Here is a 22,176-nt window from a genome sequence, read left to right on the forward strand (position 1 = left end):
GGATCAGTAGCCCGGCGCCGGCAGCTCGGCGCTCGGGTTCCGCTGGAACCATTCGACATCCTCGTTGATGCGGTCGAGATCGTCCTGCACGTCGCGCTGGTCGCGGCGGATGTCGTGCAGGTCGTCCTCCAGATCCTCGATCCGCCGGCGCAGTTCCGACCGGTCACCGTCCTTGGCATCCCTCAGCTTGTCGGAGAGCTCGTCGATGCTGGTCTCCTTGAAACTGTAGTCGTTCTGCATCGAGCTGAGGCGCGTCTGCAGCTCGTGCTGCTTGCTGCCGAGACCGAAGCCGCGCAGGAAACCGGGCGCGGTCTCGGGTGGGCAGACATTGGCATAGCCGCTACCTGCCTGGCCGCGCGCAAGCCCGCTAAGCGGCGTGCAATAGCGCACGAGACCTGCCTGATACCCCTGAAACCAAATCGTCTGATCGGGCACGATCTTGACCCGCTCGCAGGATTTCGCATGTGCGGCGAAGCGCTGTTGCGGCTCGTGGCCCGCCGCGCCGTCGCTCTCGCCGATCACCCGCCAGTCTGCAGCGACGCATTCCTCCTTGGACAGCGTGTTGCAGGAGGCAAGGAAAAGGCCGAAGCCGATGGTGGCGGCAAGCGCAAGAAACAAGCGGATCATGGCGTCCCGGGTAGGATGAGGAGTGCGATGCCGCACCTTAGCCGCAGGATAAGCCCACGTCACCGGAGCGGCGACGCGATTTTGCAGTTTTCATGGCTTTTTTCTGTCAAAATTACGGCGGAAGAGACCGCATCAAAGCGGCGGGGCGAGCCGCAGCGTATCTAGATCCTTGGCAAGCATCAGCGCCAGCGCCTCGACGGCGAGATTGTGGTCGTCACGCTGCGGCAGTCCTGAGACGGTGACGGCACCGATGCAGCCGGTACCCTTGAGATTGATTGGGAAACTGCCGCCATGCGGCGCATAGTCGGCGCCATCAAGCCCGTTATCCTCGACCGTCTTGCCATCCTTCTGCAGCTTCAGGCCGGAGGCATAGCTGCTGCGGAAATAACGCAGCACCATGTTGCGCTTGCGGCGGACCCAGTTGACGTTGTCGGGTGTCACACCCGGGAGTGCCGCATAAAAAACGGGCATCGAATGCAGGGTCACGTCGATCGCGATGCCGAGGCCGCGCTCGGTGGCGAGTTCCTGCAGGAGCTTGCCGAGCTGCCATGCCGTCGTCAGGTCGAAGGCGTCGAAGCTCAGCGCTTTCTCCTGCTCCGCGATCCGGCTGAGATCGTTCTCGATTGTCATGATGGGCGCCCTCTCCTGCAATGATCCGCTGCAGACCATTCTCATCAGAAGAGAAAAAGTAAAGCAAAACTTGGGCCTACCCCTGATGTCAGAGCTTCGGCGTCAGCATCTCGAAACGGTCGCGGATGGTGGCGCAGGTATCGCCGCCAAGCCTCGCAATGGCATCGACCGCGGCCGGATCGACATGCAGCCTCTCCGGATCGACAACCCCGTCGCAGTAATGCGCGTAAACGATCTCGCCCATGACGATCTGCCGCGAGCGGCCGAGCTCGAGCGTCACATGCCGCCTGCATTCGAAGGCGGCCGGCGCCTCGGCGATGAAGGGCGACGCGACCTTCTCGCCCGGCATCGCCGTCAAGCCCGCCTCCTTCAATTCGTCGACGCCGCGCGGATATCTGGCGCCGCAGACATGCATCGCCTCGGCAATGGCGAAGGAGACGATATTGACCGTGAACACCTCGGTCATGCGGATATTGTGGCCGGTGTCCTTGAACGACATGTCAGCGTGGTTCTCGACCCCGATCGCCAGGATCGGCGGATCGGCCGAAAGGCAGTTGAAGAAACTGAAGGGCGCAGCATTGATCCGGCCATTCTCGTCGACCGTCGTCACCAGCGCGATCGGGCGCGGGATGATCGTGCCGATCATCAGCTTGTAGCGTTCGCGCTCAGTGAGCTGCTCGAAATCGAAGGAAACGGCCATCGGTTCAGCCGACCTTCGGGACCGGCGAGAAACCGCTCATCGCCCCGGTGAAGGGTTTCGGCAGCGGCGAGGCGTAGGAGCCGCGCTTGCTGGTGGAAAGCCCGAGCGACACCAGCGCTTCGGCCTGCTTGACGGCGGCCGCGACGCCATCGACGACAGGCACGCCGTAGATCTCCTGCAGCTCGCGCGCCAGATCGGTCATGCCCGCGCAGCCGAGCACGATCGCCTCGGCGCCGTCTTCCAAAAGCGCCCGCTCGATCTCGGCCCTCAGCTTGCCGATCGCGCCCGAGGTCGCATCTTCGAGCTCCAGCACGGGGATGTCGGAGGCGCGCACCTTGGCGCGGTCGCCCATGCCGTAGCGGCGCACCAGATTGTCGATCAGCACCCGCGAGCGCTCCAGTGTCGTCACCACGGTGAAGCGCTGTGCCAGGAAGCCCGCCGTCACCACGGCGGATTCGCAAAGCCCGAGGATCGGCACATCGGCAAAGGTTCGTGCCGCTTCGAGCCCGGTATCGTCGAAACAGGCGATAACAGCCGCGTCGTAGCCCACACCCTGCCGCTCCTTAAGCTCGGCGAGCAGGCCGGGGATCGCTAAGGCCCCGTCGTAGTGCCCCTCGATGGAAACCGGCCCCATGCGCGAGGTGGCCGCGATGATCTCCGTGCCGGATGCCGCCACCGCTCGCGCGGCGGTGGCGGCCTTCTCGGTCATGGAGGCCGTGGTGTTCGGATTGACGATGAGGATGCGCATGTCAGTTTATCTTTGCCTGCCGCCGGCTGAGCATCGTCATGATGCCGAGCGCGATGAGAATGATGGTGAAGGAAAACAGCGTCGTCACCGTGCCGAGCGCATAGAGCACCGGCGTCGTGACATTGGTGGTCATGCCGTAGATTTCGAGCGGCAGCGTATTGTAGGTGCCTGATGTCATCAGCGTGCGGGCGAATTCGTCGTAGGAGAGCGTGAAGCCGAACAGGCCGACGCCGACGAGGCTCGGCGCGATCATCGGCAGCACGACATGGCGGAACGTCTGCCAGGAGCTCGCGCCAAGGTCGCGCGCCGCCTCTTCATAGGCCGGCGAGAAGCGGTTGAAGACGGCAAACATGATCAGCACGCCGAACGGCAGTGTCCAGGTCAGATGCGCGCCGAAGGCCGACGAATACCAGGCGGGCTTCAGCCCTCCCTCCTGGAAGACGACGCCGATGCCGAGCGAGATGATGATCGACGGCACGACGAGGCTTGCGACCGTGGCATAGAACAGCGCGGTCGAACCTCGGAAACGGCGCCGGAAGGCAAGGCCAGCGAGCAGCGAGACTACAACGGTCACCGCCATCACCATCAGCCCGAGGGTGAAGGAGCGGCGGAACGAGGCGCCGAAATCGCCGACGGCCTGCTTCTCGAACAGATTGAAGAACCAGTGGGTGGAAACGCCGTTCATCGGGAAAGTCAGGCCGCCATCCGGCCCCTGGAAGGAGAGGATCAGGATTGCAGAAAGCGGGCCGTAGAGGAACAGCACGAAGATGATGAAGAAGATCGCCAGCAGGTAGAATTCCAGGCCGCGTTTTTCGTGGTTCATCTCAAAGCTCCTTGCGGATATCGACGACACGCAGGATGGCCGCGACCATCAACAGCACCACCGCAAGCAGCACCACGGCGTTGGCGGCAGCGGCCGGATATTGCAGCAGCGACATCTGGTTCTTCATCATCAGCGCCACCGAGGCGCTCTGTCCGCCGGACATCACCTGCACCGTCGAAAAGTCAGCCATCACAAGCGTCACGACGAAGATCGTACCGATCGCCATGCCGGGTTTGGCAAGCGGGATGACGACGTTCCAAAGCACCTGCCAGCCGGAGGCGCCGGCATCGCGCGCCGCCTCGAACAGCGACCGGTCGATGCGCATCAGCGTGTTGAAGATCGGCGTCACCATGAACAGCGTGTAGAGATGCACCATGGCGAGCACGACGGCGAAATCGGAATAGAGCAGCCATTCGATCGGCTGCGGGATGATGCCCATCTTGATCAGCGTCGAGTTGACGAGGCCGTTGCGCCCAAGCACCGGGATCCACGAAATCATGCGGATGATGTTCGACGTCATGAACGGCACGGTGCAGACAAGAAAGAGGATCATCTGCGTCGACGTCTTGCGGATGTGGAAGGCCAGGAAATAGGCGACCCAGAAACCGATGACGAGCGTCAGCGCCCAGACGATCGCGGTGAATTTCAGCGTGTTGAGATAGATCTTCCACGTCACCCACGAACCGAGCGTGTCGGTGTAGTTCATCGTCAGGAAATCGGGATAGAGACCGGCAAAATCGTAGTCCCAGAAGCTGACGACCGCGATCATGGCGATCGGCAGCAGGAAGAACAAGCCGAGAATGACGAACAGCGGCGTCGCCTGGAGATAGGATATCGCCGATGGGGAAAGCTTCAGTCCACGCCCGCCGCGCGCGCCCTGGCCATCCTCCTCCGTTTCCGCTGCGATGGTCGCCATGATCCGGTTCTCCGTTCTGATTGCGTCAAGTGGAACGACGGTGCGTGCCGCCCCCTCATCCGCCTGCCGGCACCTTTGCCTGGGTCGAGCCACTGGTCTCGTCCCGTCCTTCGGACCCCCGCTGGGGAGAAGAGATTCGCGGCAGCGCCTAGGCCACCGCGAACCTTGATTTTGTCTAACGACGCGGCCACGGACTCCCTCTTCTCCCCAGCGGGGAGAAGGTGGCCCGAAGGGTCGGTTGAGGGGGGCGGAGCGAAGCGACGTCTTGAGCATCGCGAAAGACAGTGGCTCTCCGCCCTCTCGACGTGGGTCAGGCTGCGATGAACTCGTTCCAGCGGCGGACCATATAGCGGTCCTCGTCCATGACGGAGTTCCAGCAGGCGACAGCACCCATGCGGGCTTCGAAGGAGCCGCCGTCGCGAACGGCGCCGGCCTTTTCCATGACCTTGCCCTCGGGAGACAGGATGTCGCCGGCAGCCGGCTTGCCCTCGATCCAGTAGCCCCATTCGTCGGCCGACATGAATTGCTTGGCAGTGTCCATGCAGGCGGAATAATAGCCCTGGCGGTTGAGGTAGCCGCCGACCCAACCCGATGTGTACCAGTTGATGTATTCATAGGCGGCATCGAGCTGCGCGCCCTTGAGGTGCGAGGCAAGGCCAAGACCGCCGCCCCAGGCGCGGTAGCCTTCCTTGAGCGGCTGGAAGGTGCAGGCGATGCCCTTCGAGCGGACGGCGGCGACGGCCGGCGACCACATCGACTGGATGACGACTTCGCCCGAGGCCATCAGGTTGACGCTTTCGTCGAACGACTTCCAGAAGGCACGGAACTGGCCGTCACCCTTGGCCTTGATGAGGAATTCGATCGTCTTGTCGATTTCTTCCTTCGTCATGTTGCCCTTGTCGGCATATTTGATCTTGCCGGAGGCTTCCATGATCATCGCCGCATCCATGATGCCGATCGACGGGATATTGAGGATCGCGGTCTTGCCCTTGAAGGCCGGATCGAGAATGTCCGCCCAGCTGGTGATCGGACGGCCAGTGAGATCAGGACGGATGCCGAGCGTGTCGGCATTGTAGATGGTCGGAACCATTGTCATCCACTGCGTCGCCTCCTTGGCGAACTTCTTGGAATCCTGCGCTTCGACGAAGCCGACCGTGTGCGGCGCCGTGCCTTGGGCGATGACACTGTCTGCCTTCAGCTTGCCGTTGATGAACAGCGGCACGATCTTGTCGTAATATTTCAGCTTCTTGACGTCCATCGGCTGCATGACGCCGGTCGGGAACACCTTCTTGGCGATCCAGTATTCGATGTCGGCAATGTCGTAGCTGTCAGGCTGGGTGACGGCGCGCTGGGCGGCGGCGTCTGAATCGGTCGCCGTCATCTCCAGCGTGATGCCGAGATCGGCTTTGCACTTCTCGGCAATGGCATTGATGTTCGAAACGCCGGTGCCGAACTGGCGAAGCGTGATGTTCGTCTGCGCCCAGATGGTGGGAAAGCCGGTGATGGCGCCGGAGCCGGCGATGGCGCCGACGGCGGCAGCACCCGTCTTCAGCAGCGTGCGGCGGGAAAGACCCTTCTCCGCCTTGGTCGATGTCGTTTCAGTCGTCATGTCAGTTCCCCTTTTCTTGGATATGGAAGGTTCAGTGTTCTTGATGGTGATGGCTCATGCGGAAGAGCGGCCGAGAAGCACGGCATCCTCCAGCGCCCAACTGAGCGAAACGGCATCGCCGACGGCGACCGGCCGGGCGAAATAGTCGCCGTCCTCGGCAATGACGGTGAAGTCGTCGCTGCCGGCGCCGATAACGGTGATTTTCACGGAAGAGCCGCGATATTCGATGTTGGAGACGATGCCGTCGAAGCCGAGTGTCCACTCGGTCGCCACCTGCAGGCGCACGCGATCGGTGCGGATGCCGATGTCGACGGGCTCGCCGACTTCCCTGCCCGTTCCGCGCACGGAAAAACTCTGCCCCTCAGGCACGGTCATGACGAGCACGCCGTTCTCGCTCGAGGTCACCCGGCCGGACAACACGTTGTGGTCGCCCATGAACCGCGCGACGAAGGCCGTCGCCGGCCGCTCGAAGACTTCGCGCGGGGCTGCCGCCTGCTCGATCCGGCCGTCATTCATGATGACGATGACGTCGGCGAGCGCCATCGCCTCTTCCTGGCTGTGGGTGACGTGCACGAAGGTGATGCCGAGCGACTTCTGCAGTTTCTTGAGTTCGGCGCGCATGCGGATCTTCAGGAACGGATCGAGCGCCGATAGCGGCTCGTCGAGCAGCAGCGCTTCCGGATCGGTGATCAGCGCGCGCGCCAGCGCCACGCGCTGTTGCTGGCCGCCGGAAAGCTGGGCCGGACGCCTGTTGGCATAGGCCTCCATCTGCATCAGCTTGAGCATCTCGAGTGCCTTGGCCTGCCGCTCCTGCTTATCGACGCCTTTCATCTTCAGGCTGAAGGCGACGTTGTCGATCAAATCGAGATGCGGGAAGAGCGCGTAGGACTGGAACATCATCGCCGTGCCGCGCCTGGCCGGCGGAAAATCGGTAACGACGACATTGCCGAGACGGATATCGCCCGACGAAATGCTCTCGTGGCCGGCGATCATGCGCAGCGTCGAAGTCTTGCCGCAGCCCGACGGGCCGAGGAAGCAGCAATAGGAGCCGGCGGGGATCTTCAGGCTGATCGCATGGACCGCCGTCGTCGCGCCATAGACCTTCGAAACGGATACTACATCGATCTCTGCCGCTTTCGACATCATGCCTTCCCCTGTTTGGAAAAGACGATGCATCTGCCGTGCCAGACTCCGTTGCCTGCAGCAAGCCATTGCGAAATAACGATTTTATCAAAACTGCAGTTAAGAGAGCAAATTATAGGCGCGTCGCTATCTGCACATGATTTAGGCTATCGTGCTCAATTTGTGCAAAACATCGTATACAATCAGGCCGCTGTTTCGGGCACAAATTCTGTTTAACTTTGGCGCGAAGCCGGATATGGTTTGCCGACCATCAGGAAGTAAATTTCATGAAATCCGCCGCCAAGGCTCAGCAGGCCGAAGACTCCACAGATACCGGCGCGCAACAGATCCGCGATGCCATTCGCGAAGCGATCGTCGAGCGCAGGCTCTCGCCCGGCACCAAGCTTTCGGAAAGCGATGTCGGCAATCTCTTCAACGTCAGCCGCACGCTTGCCCGCGCCGCCCTGCAGGCGCTCTCCTATGAAGGCCTCGTCAGCGTCGAGAAAAACCGCGGCGCCTTCGTCGCCTATCCCTCGCCGGAAGAGGCTCGCCAGATCTTTTCCGCCCGCCGCTTGGTCGAACCAGGCATATTGCGCGAGGCAGCGGCGCGGATCACGCCTGACGATATTACTCATCTGCGGCAGCTTCTGCTGGAAGAAGGTCGCCTGATGAGCGAGCGTGGCCAGACCGCGCGCCGCGCTGAAATCAAGGCATCGGGCGATTTTCATCTGATGCTGGCGGTCATATCAGGAAATTCGATCATGCAGCGCTTCATGGAGGAACTCGTCGCCCGCTCGTCGCTGGTGATTGCGCTCTACGGGCAGTCGACCGCATCGAGCTGCGGCCATTCCGAACATGGTGACATTATCTCGGCCATCGAAGCCGACGAACTCGATCGCGCCTGCCAGCTGATGCTGCATCACATCGCCCATATCGAGGCCGATCTTGACCTGCGCGAACGAAAGAGCCTCGGCCTCAAGGAAGCCTTCGAACTCTGAACATGCAAAGGTTGCGGGCGCAGATGCTCCACCGCCCGCCGCTTCCAACGGACTCTCGAAACACTACCAAGGCGTCTTCTTCGGCAACATCTCAAAAGCCGCGAAGATATCCTCGGCGCTCATCGGCTCGCTCGAGCGCAGCTTAACGGTTCCATCGCGTCCGATCAGGATCAGCCCGAACTCGCCGGATGGCGGTCCCTGCAGGCGATCGCGAATATCGTCGGCATCGAGTTCCCAGTCATCGTCGAATAGCGCAAACGCGCCGCCGCCGGCAATGCTGAACACCTCGACGTCTTCCTCGATCAAGCGCATATGCGCCTTCCGCAGCCATCCGTCCTGGATGAGCGCGCTGTCATCTTGCGCATCGGCGAAGATGATCAGCACCCGCTTCCTGTCGCGAAACTGCTCGAGCGATTGCGGAAGCTCAGGCTCACGCCTGGGTGTACCCATGATTTCATGAACAATAGATTTTAGCATGGTGCTCATTCCTCGCCCGTCACCACTGCATAACTCTTAGATCGGGATCGATTTAAGGATAGATTATGCAGCAATTCAAAGTGCTACAGCGCCCTTTGCGACTCTCGAAAAGGGCGCTGTAGTAGCGGGCTGTGCCTGCCGAATTAAACGGCTGGGAATGAGCGAGGTTCCGCCAAAAAGCGGAAAAGGATCGCAGCCATGGCCGCGATCCTCACCTATCAGTCGCGGCCCTGGTCTTCGGACGCGTGGGCCGAAACGGCAACGAGATCCGCAGCCCCAGTGACGAGAAGTCGCTTGCGCACCAGGACGCGCATGACACGCGCCGCCGTCGAGAAGGTCATCTGGTCGAGCGGGCCTTCGCCCTCCCACGGCTTGGTCAGCCGTTCGGTGACGGCGCCGACGATGTTCATCGGCACGATGTCGGTGCATTCGCGCATGGCTTCGAAAACGAAGCTGATGGGGATGACCCGTCCTTCGTGGGTCACGATCGGTTCGGTCAATTCGCTGTCCCATTCCTCGAAGGCATAGAGCGCTTCACGAAACAGCTGCTGGAGGTTGAACGGCGCGTGGCCGTCATGAAGTGGCGGCAGTGCATTCATCATGTCTGTCTCCTCTTGATGGGTTGAAGCCAAAGTCCTCCGGTATCGGTCGCGCCAACGCGGGAAACGGAACGTTTTGCTGCCCCTGCGAACCGAATAACACTATTGATTCTATAGAGTAACGCGCCGGGGTAAAGCCCATTTATCCGCCGCCGCGGAAGCGAATTCCATAACACGCTGATATTCTTGCGTGTTTTAGACGAAATTTTCTCCGCGCACACCAGCCTTAAAAATCTATGCCATCCGCCTGAGATCGCTCCGGAATGGCACGGCGAGGCGAAAAAACCCTGATAATTCACGGAACTTTTGTCTTTGTAATTTGTTTTGTTCTCACATTCGCAAAACACACTGGGGTTATCACCAATGACGCAAATCCGTGAACCGGAGCGCCGAAGCAAGATCCTGCGCGGCCGCCCCTATAGCCTTGACGAATTCGCCTCCAAATATGGCCTGCGCGGCGAGCAGGCAGAAAGCCTGTTTACCCGTTTCGGGCCCTCCTCGATCGAACTCGACCTGCTGATGGCAGCCAAGCGCCGGCCGCCGGTTCTGCAGGACAGAATTGCCGAATAACAATTTTGATGAATGGAATGGATAGATGAGCGACAGACGCCACGAATGGATCAGCAAAAGAGCTTACGCGATTTGGGAGGAACGCGGCCGGCCAAATGGGCGCGACGACGAGCACTGGCGCCAGGCAGTTGCCGAACGCGACGCGCTGGAGCGCACGCAGGCCTCCTCCGATGGCCGCGAGGTGCTGGTGAAGTTTCGCCCCAAGCCGCAGCGGCCCGAAGCGCCACGCGCCGGTTGGTTCAACCGAACCGCAAACGTCGGCTGAATCTTTTCTCACATCGGCCGGGCCGCTTGCGGATCGAGCGGCTCAATCGAGCCTGAGCCGGAAGCGCGCCTGAAAATCTCCCTGCCACCACATGGGGAAATTGGTTCCCCACTTATTGTTGTGCAGATTGAAGCGGATGCCGGCGGTAAAATCCGGCAGCGTCCTGCAAAACGTCATGAAATCCGAGCTTTGCGGCGCAACCAGCGGCGCATCGAAGGTTTCGATCGTCAGCGGGCCATCGGCAAGATCACCGCGTGCTGATGTCACCGCCTGCAATTGTCCCCCGCCGCTTGTCACAATATTCCCAGATCGGTGCCAGAGGCCCATCTTGCGGAAATTCCAGTCCCCGGCACCATCAGGCGTGAAGGAAAGAAAGCTTGCCTCCGGCATGCGGTTGGCCGGCTTGTCATGCAATGTCAGGCTGAGGTCGAGGCGATCGCCCTCGGCGGTGAAATGCAGCATCACATGCGGCGGCGCGCCATAATTCTGCACGGCCTCGGCCTGCATCGAGAGAAGGATGCCCGCCTCTTGCGTCGCTTCCAGCGCCGGCAGAAACACCTTCGAAAGTGCGGCCCCCGACCGGGCAAGCCCCGGCTTGTCATGGTCGAGCACTGCCCATTCCTGGCGATGGGTCAGGTAGGTCTCCATGTGCCTGATAACGTCGCCGGCATCGTAGCTCTCATATCGATAGGCGATCAGCGAGCCGTCGCAGCCGGAGATCGTCCGGCCGGAGGGAGAGGTAATTTCGGCCACATCGCCGCTCGCACCGTCGAGCGCGATCGACCAGCCACCGGTCTGCAGGCGCAGCTCCCGCCCACCGCCCTTGATGACGGCAGGCGTGGCAAATTCGGCAAGTACGCTCTGCGCTGCCTTCCGGTCCGTCTCGTTGAGCTGCGAGACCGCCTGGTCGAGGTAGGCCCGCTGCTCGTCCCATGAGGCTTCGGTATAGGCGAAGCGATAATCGGATCGGCGTGCGGCCTCGAAATCGGCCCGCGACCACGCCTTATCGTCGCGCAAATAGGATTTGATATCGACGCCGCAGGTATGTTCGGCCACCATCGCCAGTCCGCGCCCGAAGGCGAGACGTCGCGCGTCGAGCCCATCCGCCGCGAAGCGGTCGTAGAGCCGCTGCAGCGCGAGAAACCGCGCCGTCTTCACCGGATCGCTGCCGCTGCCATGGATCCAGCTGTCGCCGAGTTCCAGCTCGACAACAGGGAAACGCTCACGCTCCCTCCAGAGAATGGCGCCGTAATCCTCGAGCGTCGCCGCGCGGATGATCGCATCCGGCTCACGGGCGCGTAATTCGCGATAGGCCTCGGCCGTCTGCGGCACGCTCTGCGGCCCGATATTGTCGTTGGTATGGGCAAAGCTTAGCCCGTCCTCGAAACCGTCTGGGAAACAGGTCTCGCCATAGGAGCGCTGGTACATGACGACCACCTCTTCGCCGCCTGGCGCCCGCCAGCGGAAGATGTCGGGCACATCAGGCGGCGGTGAGGCTGTATTGACGCCGAGATGCAGGAAGCGGATGCCTGCCTCGGCAAGCAGCGGCACCATGCCGAGCGTATGGCCGGGCACATCGGTCATCTTCGCCGCGATCGTCGTCTTGCCGAAGCGGCGGTCGAGCTCCTGCGAATAGGAAAGCCCGGCCCGGAAAAGGTCCGGCGACATCAGCTCCGTATGGGTGGTGAACGGCAGGCCGTGCCAGCGGATCAGCCCGCGCTCGATCGCCTGTTCCAGCGCTGCGACCTCTCCCGCCGAGCGAGAATTCAAATGGTCAAAGATCAGCCAGGCGCCCGTCGTCCAGATGAATTTCGGCTCATCGGGATCTTCGGCATGAAAATGCTTGGCCGTCTCGATCGCCTGCGGAATGAAGCGCTCGTGATATTGCCGGCGGACTTTCTCGGCATGGTCGGTGAAGCCGATATCGAGATGGGTCTTGAAGACCAGATGCACGCGCTTTTCAGTCATTCCATTTCACACATCAGGCCATTTCACACATCGGGCCATTTCACAGATCGGGGATGCCATCCGAAACGTTTCTGCAGTCAGCGCTGCCATAGGCCATCGGAGTGTAACCGTTTCCACAAACACCATTGCTCCCGCCGCAAACGCGCCGTCAAGCGATTTTGGCACAGATCAATGAAATGAACGGGATTTCTTAACCATGAATTCGGAAACGTCGCCGTCCGGCACTTTCATCGTAGAATCGAATCGCGACAAGAATGAAGACGTGTTCATCGATAATTATATAGAAAGGCGGCGGGATTTCCTGGCCGTCTCGCCCGGGGTGCGTTGTTGAGCCAAGGAGAAAAAGCCTGAGCCGTTCTTCCGCAAGGCTGATTGTCAGAAGGCGTTGGTTTCCTGGCAGAGCGCCCGGTGAACCTCGGTCCAGAACAGCGCCAACGGCGTGTCGCCGTTGCGCTCGGCAACGAGCGCGCGGATCAGCGCTTCGGAGCCGGCCATGTCCTGCCAGCTGGATTTCAGGCCCTTGGCGGCCTGTTGGCATTCGGCAATCTCGAATGGTCTCTTGCTGTCCATATGAGGCCTCCTCATGGAAGGCGCTAGCAGATGGGGCCAAGATTGTCATTCCCCGCATATGTGGGGATGCCTTGTATTTGTGACGGCCCTCGCGGTAGGATTGAGGGGATTGGGGCAGTGGAAATGATTGAGAATACCTACAGCGAAAAGTTCGAGTCCGCTTTCGAACAGATCAAGGCTGCAGCCAATGTGGATGCCGCCATCCGCATTCTCCAGGCTGAATATGGCCTCGATTTCGTCACCTACCATCTCGCCCAGACGATCGCGAGCAAGATCGATTCGCCCTTCGTGCGCACCACCTACCCGGATGCCTGGGTCTCCCGCTACCTCCTGAACAGCTATGTGAAGGTCGACCCGATCGTCAAGCAGGGCTTCGAACGCCAGCTGCCCTTCGACTGGAGCGAGGTCGAGCCGACGCCGGAAGCCTATGCCATGCTGGTCGACGCCCAGAAGCACGGCATCGGCGGCAACGGCTACTCCATTCCCGTCGCCGACAAGGCGCAGCGCCGCGCCCTCCTGTCGCTAAATGCCCGCATACCAGTCGAACAATGGACCGAACTCGTCCGCCGCTGCCGCAACGAATGGATCGAGATCGCCCATCTCATCCACCGCAAGGCCGTCTACGAGCTGCATGGCGAGAACGATCCCGTGCCGTCATTGTCGCCGCGCGAAATCGAGTGTCTGCACTGGACGGCGCTCGGCAAGGATTACAAGGATATTTCGGTGATCCTCGGGATATCGGAACACACCACGCGCGATTATCTGAAGACCGCCCGCTTCAAGCTTGGATGCGCCACCATTTCGGCGGCCGCCTCCCGGGCCGTTCAATTGCGCATAATCAATCCGTAAAGCGCGTCGCGATCTTCAGATTCGCTCTTCGCGCTTTAGCTCTTTGTTTTTACGCATGTCGTTATCGCAAAACCGCTGCACAGTTTTGCGCGACATGCTCTGCCCCCCTCATCTGGGGGGGCCCATCTGAGGGAATTTCCGATCCGGCCCGCATGAACCATTCTGCTTTCCACGAACTTGAAAACGCTGGAGGGCAAAATGTTCGTTATCATTCAGGCACATGAGTATCAGAAATACGCTGCCGTACTCGACCAGATGTTTCGCCTGCGCAAGAAGGTCTTCGCCGATACGCTCGGCTGGGATGTCCCGGTCATCGGCCCTTACGAACGCGACAGCTACGATTCGCTCGCTCCCGCCTATCTCGTCTGGTGCAACGACAGCCGCACCCGCCTTTATGGCGGCATGCGCCTGATGCCGACGACAGGCCCGACACTTCTCTACGACGTCTTCAGAGAGACGTTTCCCGATGCCGCCAATCTTATCGCCCCCGGCATCTGGGAAGGCACGCGTATGTGCATCGACGAGGAGGCGATCGCCAAGGATTTCTCCAATGTCGATGCCGGTCGCGCCTTCTCCATGATGCTGCTTGCGCTTTGCGAATGCGCGCTCGATCACGGCATCCATACGATGATTTCCAATTACGAGCCCTACCTCAAGCGCGTCTACAAGCGCGCCGGCGCCGAAGTGGAAGAACTTGGCCGAGCAGACGGTTACGGCAAATACCCCGTCTGCTGCGGCGCCTTCGAAGTATCGGACCGCGTGCTGCGCAAGATGCGCGCCGCCCTCGGCCTCACCCTACCCCTTTATGTCAGGCACGTGCCGGCCCGCTCGGTCGTGACCCAATTCCTGGAGATGGCAGCATGAACCGCCTCGCTGAAACCACCACGCAGACTGCAATTCAGAAGGATATCGGCGCGCTGGAGCGCCATGTTCTCGCATCCCGCGACATCGCCACGCAGATAGGGGATCCCTTCCTCTCCTATCTCCTCTCGATGGCGCTGTTTACGATCTACGAGAAGAAGGCCCATCACGAGAATGAGGCGCTGAGGAGCAGCTTCAGCTGAGGGCCGGTTCCCCTCCGCCGCCTGAAGACGAGCATGTCTCCCGGCGCCTCGCGCGCAGCCGCAAAAACAGTCCCCGTTTTGCGGCTGCGCGCCCCTGTCACCTCATCAGGGCATTGCCGTTACGTCATCAGGGAATTGATGGTCGAAATCAGCGTGTCGTGCATGTAGGGCTTCGGCAGGAAGGCGGTATTGGCGGGCAGCGCCATCGGATCGAGCCGCACCATGCCGGAGGTGATGATGATGCCGATATTCGGCCGCATCGCCCGCACCCGATTGGCAAGCTGGAGGCCGTCCATCGAACCCGCCATGTTGACGTCGGTGAACAGGATATCGACATCCTGCCTGCCCTTCAGCACCACCAGAGCTTCGTCGGCATTCGCCGCCTCCAGCGCCACATGGCCGACCTCCTCCAGCACATCGAGGATATTGAACCGGATCAGCGGCTCGTCCTCCACGATGAGCACCACGGCACTGTTCAAAGCCACCATCTGCGATCGCCCTCTTCATGCGGAATGTGACTTGAATAAGTGTAGCCCGCGCGAGAAGGTTCCAGTGGCTGCCTACGAAATATGCATCGTCCACAGATGCTTGCGCTGCCCGCTTGTGGCTCCTCCGGATTTGCGTTAGAGCGGAACCCGTGCTGCGGGAACCATTGCCCCGGCACCCAAGCGCCGGATACCCGGCGCCAGGGCCTGTAGCTCAATGGTTAGAGCCGGCGGCTCATAACCGCTTGGTTGGGGGTTCGAGTCCCTCCGGGCCCACCATTCCGTTTAAAATCAGAGACTTAGATGCCGGTTTTTCTTGGGGAGACATCCAAGGGAGACATTGGGTTGTTCATTCCTGCCTATTTGGTGAAGTCGCGCTGCGGCGTTTTCTACATTCGCTGGCCAATCCCGAAACAGCTACATCCACAGAAAAAAGCTTCCACACTCAAGCTTTCTCTACAGACCCGTGACCCACGAAAAGCATTGCGCTTGTCCCGTCCTATGATCCAGATAGGCGAACAATTGAACGACCATGGAATTGCATACGGCATGCGGCACGAGGATCTGAGAAACGTACTAACTGAGCATTTCCGCCAGTTGCTTGATGCAGCCAAGGCCGAAATGAGTGAAACCGGCCCTTTGAGCGAGCTTGACCGGCAGATTTACGAGACCAACAAGCGTGTCGCCAAGCAGGCGAGGAAAACAGATACTCCGCTCTCCCTCGTGCAATCCGACGACGAACTTCTAGCCCGCTTTATCGAGAAGTACGACCTCGACATACAGGAGGGCAGTTCGGAATACGGCTGGCTAGATCGAGAAATGAAGCTCTCCTACCATGGCTTCGTGAAGGCGGTTCTTACCTATGATAAGTCATTGCAGCGGTATGACTTTGAAGAAGCACCGTTGCGTGCCGGCTCCACGGCCAAGACCGCGATCACAGCGGGAATGAGCATCACCGATGTTGCCGCCGCCTATAGCAAGGAAAGGCAGCGCGGGAACGCATGGGCGGCAAAGACAGTCATCGAGAAAGCGGACCATATCAAACTGCTGGAAGAAATCCTTGGCGGCGATACGGACGTACGAACGCTAACATCTATGGAGGCCAAGCGGGTTAAGGAGACCCTGCTTGCCTATCCCCGTAACCGTGCCAAGAACCCACTGACAAGAGGCAAGCCGTTGGCCGATGTTCTCAATCTTCCCGGCATCGAGATCATACAGGTCGCGACGATCAACAAGTACCTGCAAACCTACCACGAGCTATTCGAGTGGGCGAAGAAGAACCATCATATCAGCGAGAACTTTTTCTCCGGGCTCACTGTCAAACAGACCAAGAAGAACAAGGACGGCGAGCGGGACGCTTATACAGATGACCAGATCCGGCTGATATTGCGGACCGTCCTGCACAATGAACATGGTCTGGTTACGAAGCCGTATCAGAAGTGGGCCACGCTCATAGGCATCTATACGGGTGCCCGTCTTGGCGAGATCGCACAATTGCATCTCAAAGACATTCGGGAACAGGATGGCGTACCGGTGTTCGATATTAACGAGGAAGGCGACCGCAAGAGCCTGAAAACGTCCGCCGCCCGCCGTCTGGTGCCGATTCACAGCGAGCTCATTGGGGCCGGTCTTCTCGATTACGTACGGGAGATGGCCGACAACAGAGCCACCAAGCTTTTCCCAGACTTCACGTACGATCCGAAGAACGGATGGGGACGCCAGCAAAGCCGATGGTTCAATGACAGGCTCCTTGTACAACTCGGGCTGAAATCCAAAACGCGTGTTTTCCACAGCCTGCGGCACACGGTTAACACGCGATTATTGCAAGCTGGCATCGCCGACCCATTGGTTAAGTCGATCATCGGCCACGAGCAGGATGGCATGACACATCGGCAGTATTTCAAGGAAGGCTTCACACTCCAGCAGCGCAGCGAGGCAATGCAGAAGCTCGACTACAGCATACCAGCATAAAAACATGCCTGGCCATTAGGATTGACACGGATTCCTGAATACGAGAAACAAACCTCGGAGCCGTACGTGCGGCTTCGGGGCGTAGTAACCCCTCAAGACTAGGACTGCGTGCCACTGAATTGGCACCACTCTTCGACCTATGGTCGGGGAGCCTGCGGCGTATGCAACAGGTTCTCTGAACTAAAGGCCGTAGGGCCGTGTCTTGCGGTTACTAACTCCCCGATCACCAGAGATCGAAGGGCTTTTCGCGGGGACGTACCGCGCCTACCGCCCTTCCATACGGGGGCTGTATGTTAGGGATCGTCACACTTCTGGTTATCATCGGCTGTATCTATTGGCTCTACAGGAACCGTGACGCAACGTCCGCGTCGGAGCGTCAATGGATTAAAACGTTTGCTGTCCACCACATCAACGAAATCCTCTCGTTGTACGCCACAGGCTCCGATCCAATGCCGGAGGAAGCTGCACGGCTTCTAGAACATCGGCTTGACGGAGCCGCGCAACAGTCCTTCATCGTAAGTCTTGGTAAATATCTCCGAGAGCAATGTGGACGCAACTTGCAACGCGGGGATTACGAACTGGCTGTAAAAGGCGTTCGCGATCTGCTGTCTGCCGAAGTTCGACGGGCCAATAGCTTCGAGACTTTGCGATCATACATTAGAGCCATGCACCGAGACGATACAGGCGAAGAGATTACGGAAGAGCAGCTTTCGACGTACTATGAGGAGATCGTTGCCGACGTGAAATCGGACGAAACGGCCGCTGCCCTGATGCTTGGACAAGTTCTGCGTTTCAACATCGAGGCGATGCATGTGAACGCGTTCGGCCTCAGCTACTGGGATTATGTGAAGGCGAAGCGTCGCCGAAACGAGCCAGACCAATTACGGGCGGCAATACAAGCTTAAAACATCAGCGCCACGTAGAATTGCAGCGATCCAATTAGGCAGCCCTACACAAACTGCCTGTACTGAGTACATGGAGGGAGATCGCTTTTGATGTCAACGGTTGTGCAGTTCAAGCGGCGACAGCCTAAGCAGACTACCAGGGGGCGCTCGTTTCCAAAGCTTGTTGCGATTGCAATGGTCGTCAGCTTTGGTGTCGGGGTGAGTGCTGCACGCTTCATCAGCGACGATGCGGGCGTTGCAAACACTTCGACGCCCAGCAGCCATATCATTGCGTTCTTCGGAGGAAGGCAGCAGGCGGCTCAGCAGGTTTATGTGCGAGCTGCAACGCCCGGCGTGACCTACAAGCATTGCATCGGGACCGTACGCGTCCACTGCATTGTGGATGGCGATACGCTTTGGAGCAACGGTGTTAAAATCCGTGTTGCCGACATAGACACACCGGAAGTCAACGAGCCTCGTTGTGCAGCCGAGAAGGCGCTTGGGGATCGTGCAACCGTTCGCCTGATGGAACTGGTGAACGCTGGGCCGTTCCAGATGCAGGCATGGCCGGGACGTGACGAAGACAAGTACGGGCGCAAACTCCGGGTACTTGTACGGGATGGACGGTCCCTTGGCGACATTCTCGTATCGGAAGGTTTGGCCCGGACTTGGAAAGGGCGAAGGCAACCGTGGTGCTGATAGCACTAGATACAGGCGGGGCGAACAGACGTTAAAACAAGGCGATCTTATCGGTTCAGCGTACGGGAATATTGAACGTTATCAAATCTATGCCTCAATTTTAGCGATGCCGAAAATTCCCACATTTGACCGCAGGGAGGCATCTGGCCGTCGAGGCACCATCGCCTATTCCGCCCCCAGTTTGCGCCCTGGCGGGCCTCTGCGGCCGAAAGAGGCAGCATCGGAAAGCAATCGATCCAACCGAACTTATGAAATCGACAATCTAAATGCGAAGACCGCGATTAAATACTAAGACTTCGCTGTACTTCTGATGCCATACATCGATCTCGTATTGGATATCCGGACTTAAAGTCTTGCGCGTTACTTTATCATAAGCCTGCTCGTACTCAAAACTGGTCCAGTTAATACACTGCGTACCTCATGCCGGGAGCTGGTATGCTATATATGTAGCCCCTTGATTATGAACCAGTCGGCATGGCTGTGCGACCGACATGGCCAGTGGAATGCACAGTCCACAGATATGATCGTAGGCGTTGAAAACGAATAGATATTTCATCTGGTGCCGTCATTGTCTTCAATCCGGTATTGATATCTATGTGTATTCAATTGTTATATCTATGTATTATATCCTATTACACAATCATATTTATGTATCTATAGTATTATCTAGATCATACACCTATTGATATCTATTTGTTATATCTACATTTCCGACCTATGTAATATCATATCTTATATCAATGCCCTTAGTATCTACTATGGCATTATCTTCCGGATTGCATTCTGCACATACTACTGTTATTAACTGTTCATATATACATTCGTATATCTGCTGAAACTGATACTCGGCTCTTTATTCCTAAAAGGGTCCGGCACCAGCAAATTAATCGAAGCGCTTCATACCTCATTGATTTTCAATGATTTTTTGAACCGTCGCCTTTGAGAAGCCAATTTCCTCGGCCACTTTGCGGATGCTCACGCCCTGCTCTCGTAAACCGAATACCCTAGTGCGAACTTCCTCCGTCACAAGAGCCGGCCTACCGCCTGCACGGCCCTCGGCTTTGGCTCTGGCAATTCCTTCCATTTGCCGCTCCTTGCGGATGTCGGTTTCAAACTCAGCGATCAAAGCCAGTATACCCATCACAAGTTTGCCGGTTCGGCTGCTGGTATCGATTGCGGTGTCGTCCAGTACCTTGAATGAAACCCCGCGCTTATCGATGTCGCTCACAATCTTGTACAGGTCCGCCGTGGACCGGGCCAATCGATCAAGCTTGGTCACAAGCAGCGTATCCCCTTCCCGCAGATAACGTAGGCATTCAGCCAATGCCGGACGCTCACCGTCAAGGCCGGATCGCTTCTCAGTAAAAACCTTCGTAGCTCCGGCTGCTTCCAGCCTCGCAACCTGACTGGAATGGTCCTGCTGGCTAGTTGACACCCGCGCATAGCCGACAATTGCACCCATAGTTCGTACTCCTATCTTTAAGACTGATGTGTACGAACTGTTAGTGTACTCTATCTGTACAGTCAAGAGTGTTGTCTGAAAAGGTATACCTTTATGTACGATGCCGCGGTAAGGCAGTCTTACCACTGTCCGTAGTGGCAATGTCCGCAAAGCATGCCGTACAAAGAAACCGGTCGAGCCAATCGGATATATGGACCCTCGCCTCCTCGGGAGCAGCAAGGATACTACCGACAAACGAGACCCCTCGTACGGCTGCGGCATCAATTAGTTATCAGTCAGATTAGGCGCCTTTCACTAGTTGTGGGGCCTTACCTAGTGTCAGGTTCGATTTGCACTCTACGGGTTCAGTCTGGCACCATCTTCTAACCATGCAAGGCTCTCGCCCTTTGAAACCAACGCAGACACTCGGCGGGAAATCCAAACTAAGACCCACCCCAGAAATGCAAGCACAAGCATCTTGTATTCTATCGGCAGGCTTTCCCACTTTGTTTGATTTGCACGGTCGCTATTCACCCAAAGCAAATCCGCTTCTCCGGAAACCCTCAGTAGGCCCGATGCAAATGAGCCCTTAAGTGAATCCCCGATTGCAGCGAAACTGTCACCCGTCTTAAGTGTCCGGTCGCTTCCATTGATGGCTGCGGATCTCAAATTCCCTGAAACCGAAATCATATCGATGCGTGCACCATCAGTATTCAACGTTTTGGGATCGATGCCTTTTACCCGTACCCAGCCACTATCGCCGTTGAGAGTGATCACATTATTCGGCATACCATCAGACTTGCGTTTCGGGGAAACCACAACCTTCACCCCAAGCAGCACAGAGTTCCCTAAGTCGAGAACCTTGGATTGAAATGCTTGACGGGTTGGGACAGCGCGACAGGCAATCTTTTGGGAGGAAATACCTAAGGCTGCCTCAGAACCGGAAAGGCCAATTACATACTCTTTACCGTCCACGCTGAATTGCAGACCTGGCGCTGATTCCATTGCTTCTTCAGGCTTGGTAGGCGGGGCGATCATGAATAACTCTATCGAATCAGATCCTCCCGAATATGTTACCTGGGAGTGGTCCGCGACCACCTGCTGAAGCTCTATACCCTTTCCATCTCCACTGGGATCGAGGCTGTAAAAGGAGGCATCCGTACCCTCCAGTCCGGTCGAGCCATTGCCCTCGCTAACGGTGACCGTTGTGTCCCACGCCCCCCAAGCGTGCGAAAGTGAGAATGCACGAATATCTGATATCTTTAACGGGGATTCGCTGGGGGGAAGCTCTCGAACTCCATCGGTCGGCCCGCATCCGGCGAACAACGACACCTCAATACTGTACGTAGTGAAGTCCTCATTAGTTGACCACTCGATTTTTCCATTTTTGGGCGCTCGCCAATTTAAGCTTGAACTCTCTTCCACCTGAGACAACGGAGAGAAAGCAGTCGTTGCGGCCCCATTCTGAGTATCTAGTTTGCGTCCGCTTTTGGGCACGGCCTTGGCGATTATGAAACCACCGGAGGGTGACTCGGCCAATAGATCAATGGTAGCTGGGCGGGGTCGGTAAAAGAAATCTGTAATGTAGAAAATGACACACAGAGCAAGCGCCCCGCCAAGCATAACGAGAAAGCCTGCAACAGCTCGTCGTGGCCACGTAGGCCACTCAAATGAACTAAATCCGTAGTCGGCGAGCTCAACCAGCAGAATGGCAATAGCCGCGACTCCGATAGCACCTATGAAGTTGGCGACGATATTTTCAAATATACTGGCAATTGAGAGCGCACCGTTCCAGAGGCCGTACCCAAGATCGAACAGCATCAGCGTTACAAAGCCGAACAGTGATAGCCGTAAGAACATCTGCTTAATTGAAGATGATCTTACTGCCAGCAAGACCACAACTAGGCCAATAAAAGGATGCGGCCACGCGATAGCTGTCTCAAACCAGTCATCGAGCCTGGGTAGTCTCACCACCTCACGTTGGAAAGATGATCCATAGATTGAGGTTTCATCGCTCGTGGCCAATGCAAACAGATATCGTTGTACGAGAGGGCCAGTTGAATAAATTAGCCCCAGAGCAAAAGACAGCGGCACCCAAATCCACCAACGAAGACCGAAGCCTAGCTGCCGTTTGGTTTGCTGAAACCAAGAACTAAAAAGC

Annotated in this window: 24 protein-coding genes and 1 tRNA gene; 10 read left to right on the plus strand and 15 right to left on the minus strand. The window is 58.2% G+C overall.

Annotation, left to right across the window (positions count from 1 at the left end; translation table 11 throughout):
• Positions 1-3: 3 nt before the first annotated feature.
• The 8 genes from G9X67_RS07210 to G9X67_RS07245 form a co-directional block, all read right to left on the minus strand.
• The gene (locus tag G9X67_RS07210) at positions 4-627 is read right to left on the minus strand and encodes a DUF2799 domain-containing protein (RefSeq protein ID WP_138330474.1); all 624 of its coding nucleotides are present in this window, start codon (positions 625-627) and stop codon (positions 4-6) included.
• 132 nt (positions 628-759) lie between these two features.
• A complete protein-coding gene (locus G9X67_RS07215) occupies positions 760-1,257 on the minus strand; it encodes a heme-degrading domain-containing protein (protein WP_138330473.1) in 498 nt (165 codons plus the stop codon).
• Positions 1,258-1,345: 88 nt separating this feature from the next.
• Positions 1,346-1,957 (minus strand): flavin reductase family protein, encoded by a 612-nt coding sequence (locus G9X67_RS07220; protein ID WP_138330472.1) that lies wholly within the window; start codon positions 1,955-1,957, stop codon positions 1,346-1,348.
• A 4-nt stretch (positions 1,958-1,961) separates the two neighbouring features.
• Positions 1,962-2,705 (minus strand): aspartate/glutamate racemase family protein, encoded by a 744-nt coding sequence (locus G9X67_RS07225; RefSeq protein ID WP_138330471.1) that lies wholly within the window; start codon positions 2,703-2,705, stop codon positions 1,962-1,964.
• 1 nt (position 2,706) lies between these two features.
• Positions 2,707-3,528, minus strand: a complete 822-nt coding sequence (locus G9X67_RS07230) for an ABC transporter permease (RefSeq protein ID WP_138330470.1) — start codon at positions 3,526-3,528, stop codon at positions 2,707-2,709.
• Position 3,529: 1 nt separating this feature from the next.
• Entirely contained in the window at positions 3,530-4,444 is a 915-nt protein-coding gene (locus G9X67_RS07235) for an ABC transporter permease (protein ID WP_027664196.1), read from the minus strand.
• A 310-nt stretch (positions 4,445-4,754) separates the two neighbouring features.
• Complete coding sequence (locus tag G9X67_RS07240; RefSeq protein WP_138330469.1) at positions 4,755-6,053, minus strand: PotD/PotF family extracellular solute-binding protein; 1,299 nt, start codon at positions 6,051-6,053, stop codon at positions 4,755-4,757.
• 54 nt (positions 6,054-6,107) lie between these two features.
• Positions 6,108-7,196 carry an ABC transporter ATP-binding protein gene (locus G9X67_RS07245; RefSeq protein WP_171598417.1) on the minus strand — a complete coding sequence of 363 codons (1,089 nt, stop codon included), beginning with the start codon at positions 7,194-7,196 and terminating at the stop codon, positions 6,108-6,110.
• Between the two features lie 266 nt (positions 7,197-7,462).
• On the opposite strand from G9X67_RS07245, the gene G9X67_RS07250 reads away from it, so the two are divergent.
• On the plus strand, positions 7,463-8,173 hold the full coding sequence (locus G9X67_RS07250; protein WP_138330467.1) for a GntR family transcriptional regulator: 711 nt from the start codon (positions 7,463-7,465) through the stop codon (positions 8,171-8,173).
• A gap of 63 nt (positions 8,174-8,236) precedes the next feature.
• Here the strand turns inward: G9X67_RS07250 and G9X67_RS07255 are convergent, their stop codons facing one another.
• Positions 8,237-8,650 (minus strand): DUF4174 domain-containing protein, encoded by a 414-nt coding sequence (locus tag G9X67_RS07255; RefSeq protein WP_138330466.1) that lies wholly within the window; start codon positions 8,648-8,650, stop codon positions 8,237-8,239.
• A 218-nt stretch (positions 8,651-8,868) separates the two neighbouring features.
• A complete protein-coding gene (locus G9X67_RS07260) occupies positions 8,869-9,252 on the minus strand; it encodes a hypothetical protein (protein ID WP_129419796.1) in 384 nt (127 codons plus the stop codon).
• Between the two features lie 360 nt (positions 9,253-9,612).
• Here G9X67_RS07260 and G9X67_RS07265 point away from each other — a divergent pair, with 360 nt between their 5' ends.
• Together G9X67_RS07265 and G9X67_RS07270 are read left to right on the plus strand one after the other, a co-directional pair.
• Positions 9,613-9,819, plus strand: a complete 207-nt coding sequence (locus G9X67_RS07265) for a hypothetical protein (protein WP_129419795.1) — start codon at positions 9,613-9,615, stop codon at positions 9,817-9,819.
• 25 nt (positions 9,820-9,844) lie between these two features.
• On the plus strand, positions 9,845-10,084 hold the full coding sequence (locus G9X67_RS07270) for a DUF2934 domain-containing protein (RefSeq protein WP_138330465.1): 240 nt from the start codon (positions 9,845-9,847) through the stop codon (positions 10,082-10,084).
• A gap of 42 nt (positions 10,085-10,126) precedes the next feature.
• Here G9X67_RS07270 and G9X67_RS07275 read toward each other — a convergent pair whose 3' ends face one another.
• Both G9X67_RS07275 and G9X67_RS07280 read right to left on the minus strand, forming a co-directional pair.
• Positions 10,127-12,052, minus strand: a complete 1,926-nt coding sequence (locus G9X67_RS07275; protein ID WP_138330464.1) for a DUF5054 domain-containing protein — start codon at positions 12,050-12,052, stop codon at positions 10,127-10,129.
• A 375-nt stretch (positions 12,053-12,427) separates the two neighbouring features.
• Positions 12,428-12,622, minus strand: coding sequence for a hypothetical protein (locus G9X67_RS07280; RefSeq protein ID WP_003541553.1), 195 nt, complete (start codon positions 12,620-12,622; stop codon positions 12,428-12,430).
• Positions 12,623-12,745: 123 nt separating this feature from the next.
• Between G9X67_RS07280 and G9X67_RS07285 the strand changes: the two genes are divergently transcribed.
• The 3 genes from G9X67_RS07285 (at position 12,746) to G9X67_RS07295 (ending at position 14,535) form a co-directional block, all read left to right on the plus strand.
• On the plus strand, positions 12,746-13,471 hold the full coding sequence (locus G9X67_RS07285) for a LuxR family transcriptional regulator (protein ID WP_138330463.1): 726 nt from the start codon (positions 12,746-12,748) through the stop codon (positions 13,469-13,471).
• 198 nt (positions 13,472-13,669) lie between these two features.
• Positions 13,670-14,335 carry an acyl-homoserine-lactone synthase gene (locus G9X67_RS07290; RefSeq protein ID WP_003541559.1) on the plus strand — a complete coding sequence of 222 codons (666 nt, stop codon included), beginning with the start codon at positions 13,670-13,672 and terminating at the stop codon, positions 14,333-14,335.
• On the plus strand, positions 14,332-14,535 hold the full coding sequence (locus G9X67_RS07295) for a hypothetical protein (protein ID WP_138330462.1): 204 nt from the start codon (positions 14,332-14,334) through the stop codon (positions 14,533-14,535). Before G9X67_RS07290 ends, G9X67_RS07295 begins: the two co-directional genes overlap by 4 nt.
• Before the next feature lie 119 nt (positions 14,536-14,654).
• Here the strand turns inward: G9X67_RS07295 and G9X67_RS07300 are convergent, their stop codons facing one another.
• Positions 14,655-15,023 carry a response regulator gene (locus G9X67_RS07300; protein ID WP_064651861.1) on the minus strand — a complete coding sequence of 123 codons (369 nt, stop codon included), beginning with the start codon at positions 15,021-15,023 and terminating at the stop codon, positions 14,655-14,657.
• Positions 15,024-15,223: 200 nt separating this feature from the next.
• On the opposite strand from G9X67_RS07300, the gene G9X67_RS07305 reads away from it, so the two are divergent.
• The 4 genes from G9X67_RS07305 (at position 15,224) to G9X67_RS07320 (ending at position 18,574) form a co-directional block, all read left to right on the plus strand.
• Positions 15,224-15,299 (plus strand) — tRNA-Ile (locus G9X67_RS07305).
• A 24-nt stretch (positions 15,300-15,323) separates the two neighbouring features.
• Complete coding sequence (locus G9X67_RS07310) at positions 15,324-16,991, plus strand: site-specific integrase (RefSeq protein ID WP_171598418.1); 1,668 nt, start codon at positions 15,324-15,326, stop codon at positions 16,989-16,991.
• A 290-nt stretch (positions 16,992-17,281) separates the two neighbouring features.
• Complete coding sequence (locus tag G9X67_RS07315; protein ID WP_171598419.1) at positions 17,282-17,896, plus strand: hypothetical protein; 615 nt, start codon at positions 17,282-17,284, stop codon at positions 17,894-17,896.
• A gap of 90 nt (positions 17,897-17,986) precedes the next feature.
• Positions 17,987-18,574: a thermonuclease family protein gene (locus G9X67_RS07320; RefSeq protein ID WP_171598420.1), complete on the plus strand. Its 588-nt coding sequence runs from the start codon at positions 17,987-17,989 to the stop codon at positions 18,572-18,574.
• A 904-nt stretch (positions 18,575-19,478) separates the two neighbouring features.
• Here the strand turns inward: G9X67_RS07320 and G9X67_RS07325 are convergent.
• Together G9X67_RS07325 and G9X67_RS07330 are read right to left on the minus strand one after the other, a co-directional pair.
• A complete protein-coding gene (locus tag G9X67_RS07325) occupies positions 19,479-20,036 on the minus strand; it encodes a recombinase family protein (RefSeq protein WP_171598421.1) in 558 nt (185 codons plus the stop codon).
• 336 nt (positions 20,037-20,372) lie between these two features.
• Entirely contained in the window at positions 20,373-22,040 is a 1,668-nt protein-coding gene (locus G9X67_RS07330) for a hypothetical protein (RefSeq protein ID WP_171598422.1), read from the minus strand.
• Positions 22,041-22,176 lie beyond the last annotated feature (136 nt).

Source organism: Rhizobium sp. WYCCWR 11152 (assembly GCF_013087615.1).
Classification (GTDB): Bacteria; Pseudomonadota; Alphaproteobacteria; order Rhizobiales; family Rhizobiaceae; genus Rhizobium; species Rhizobium indicum.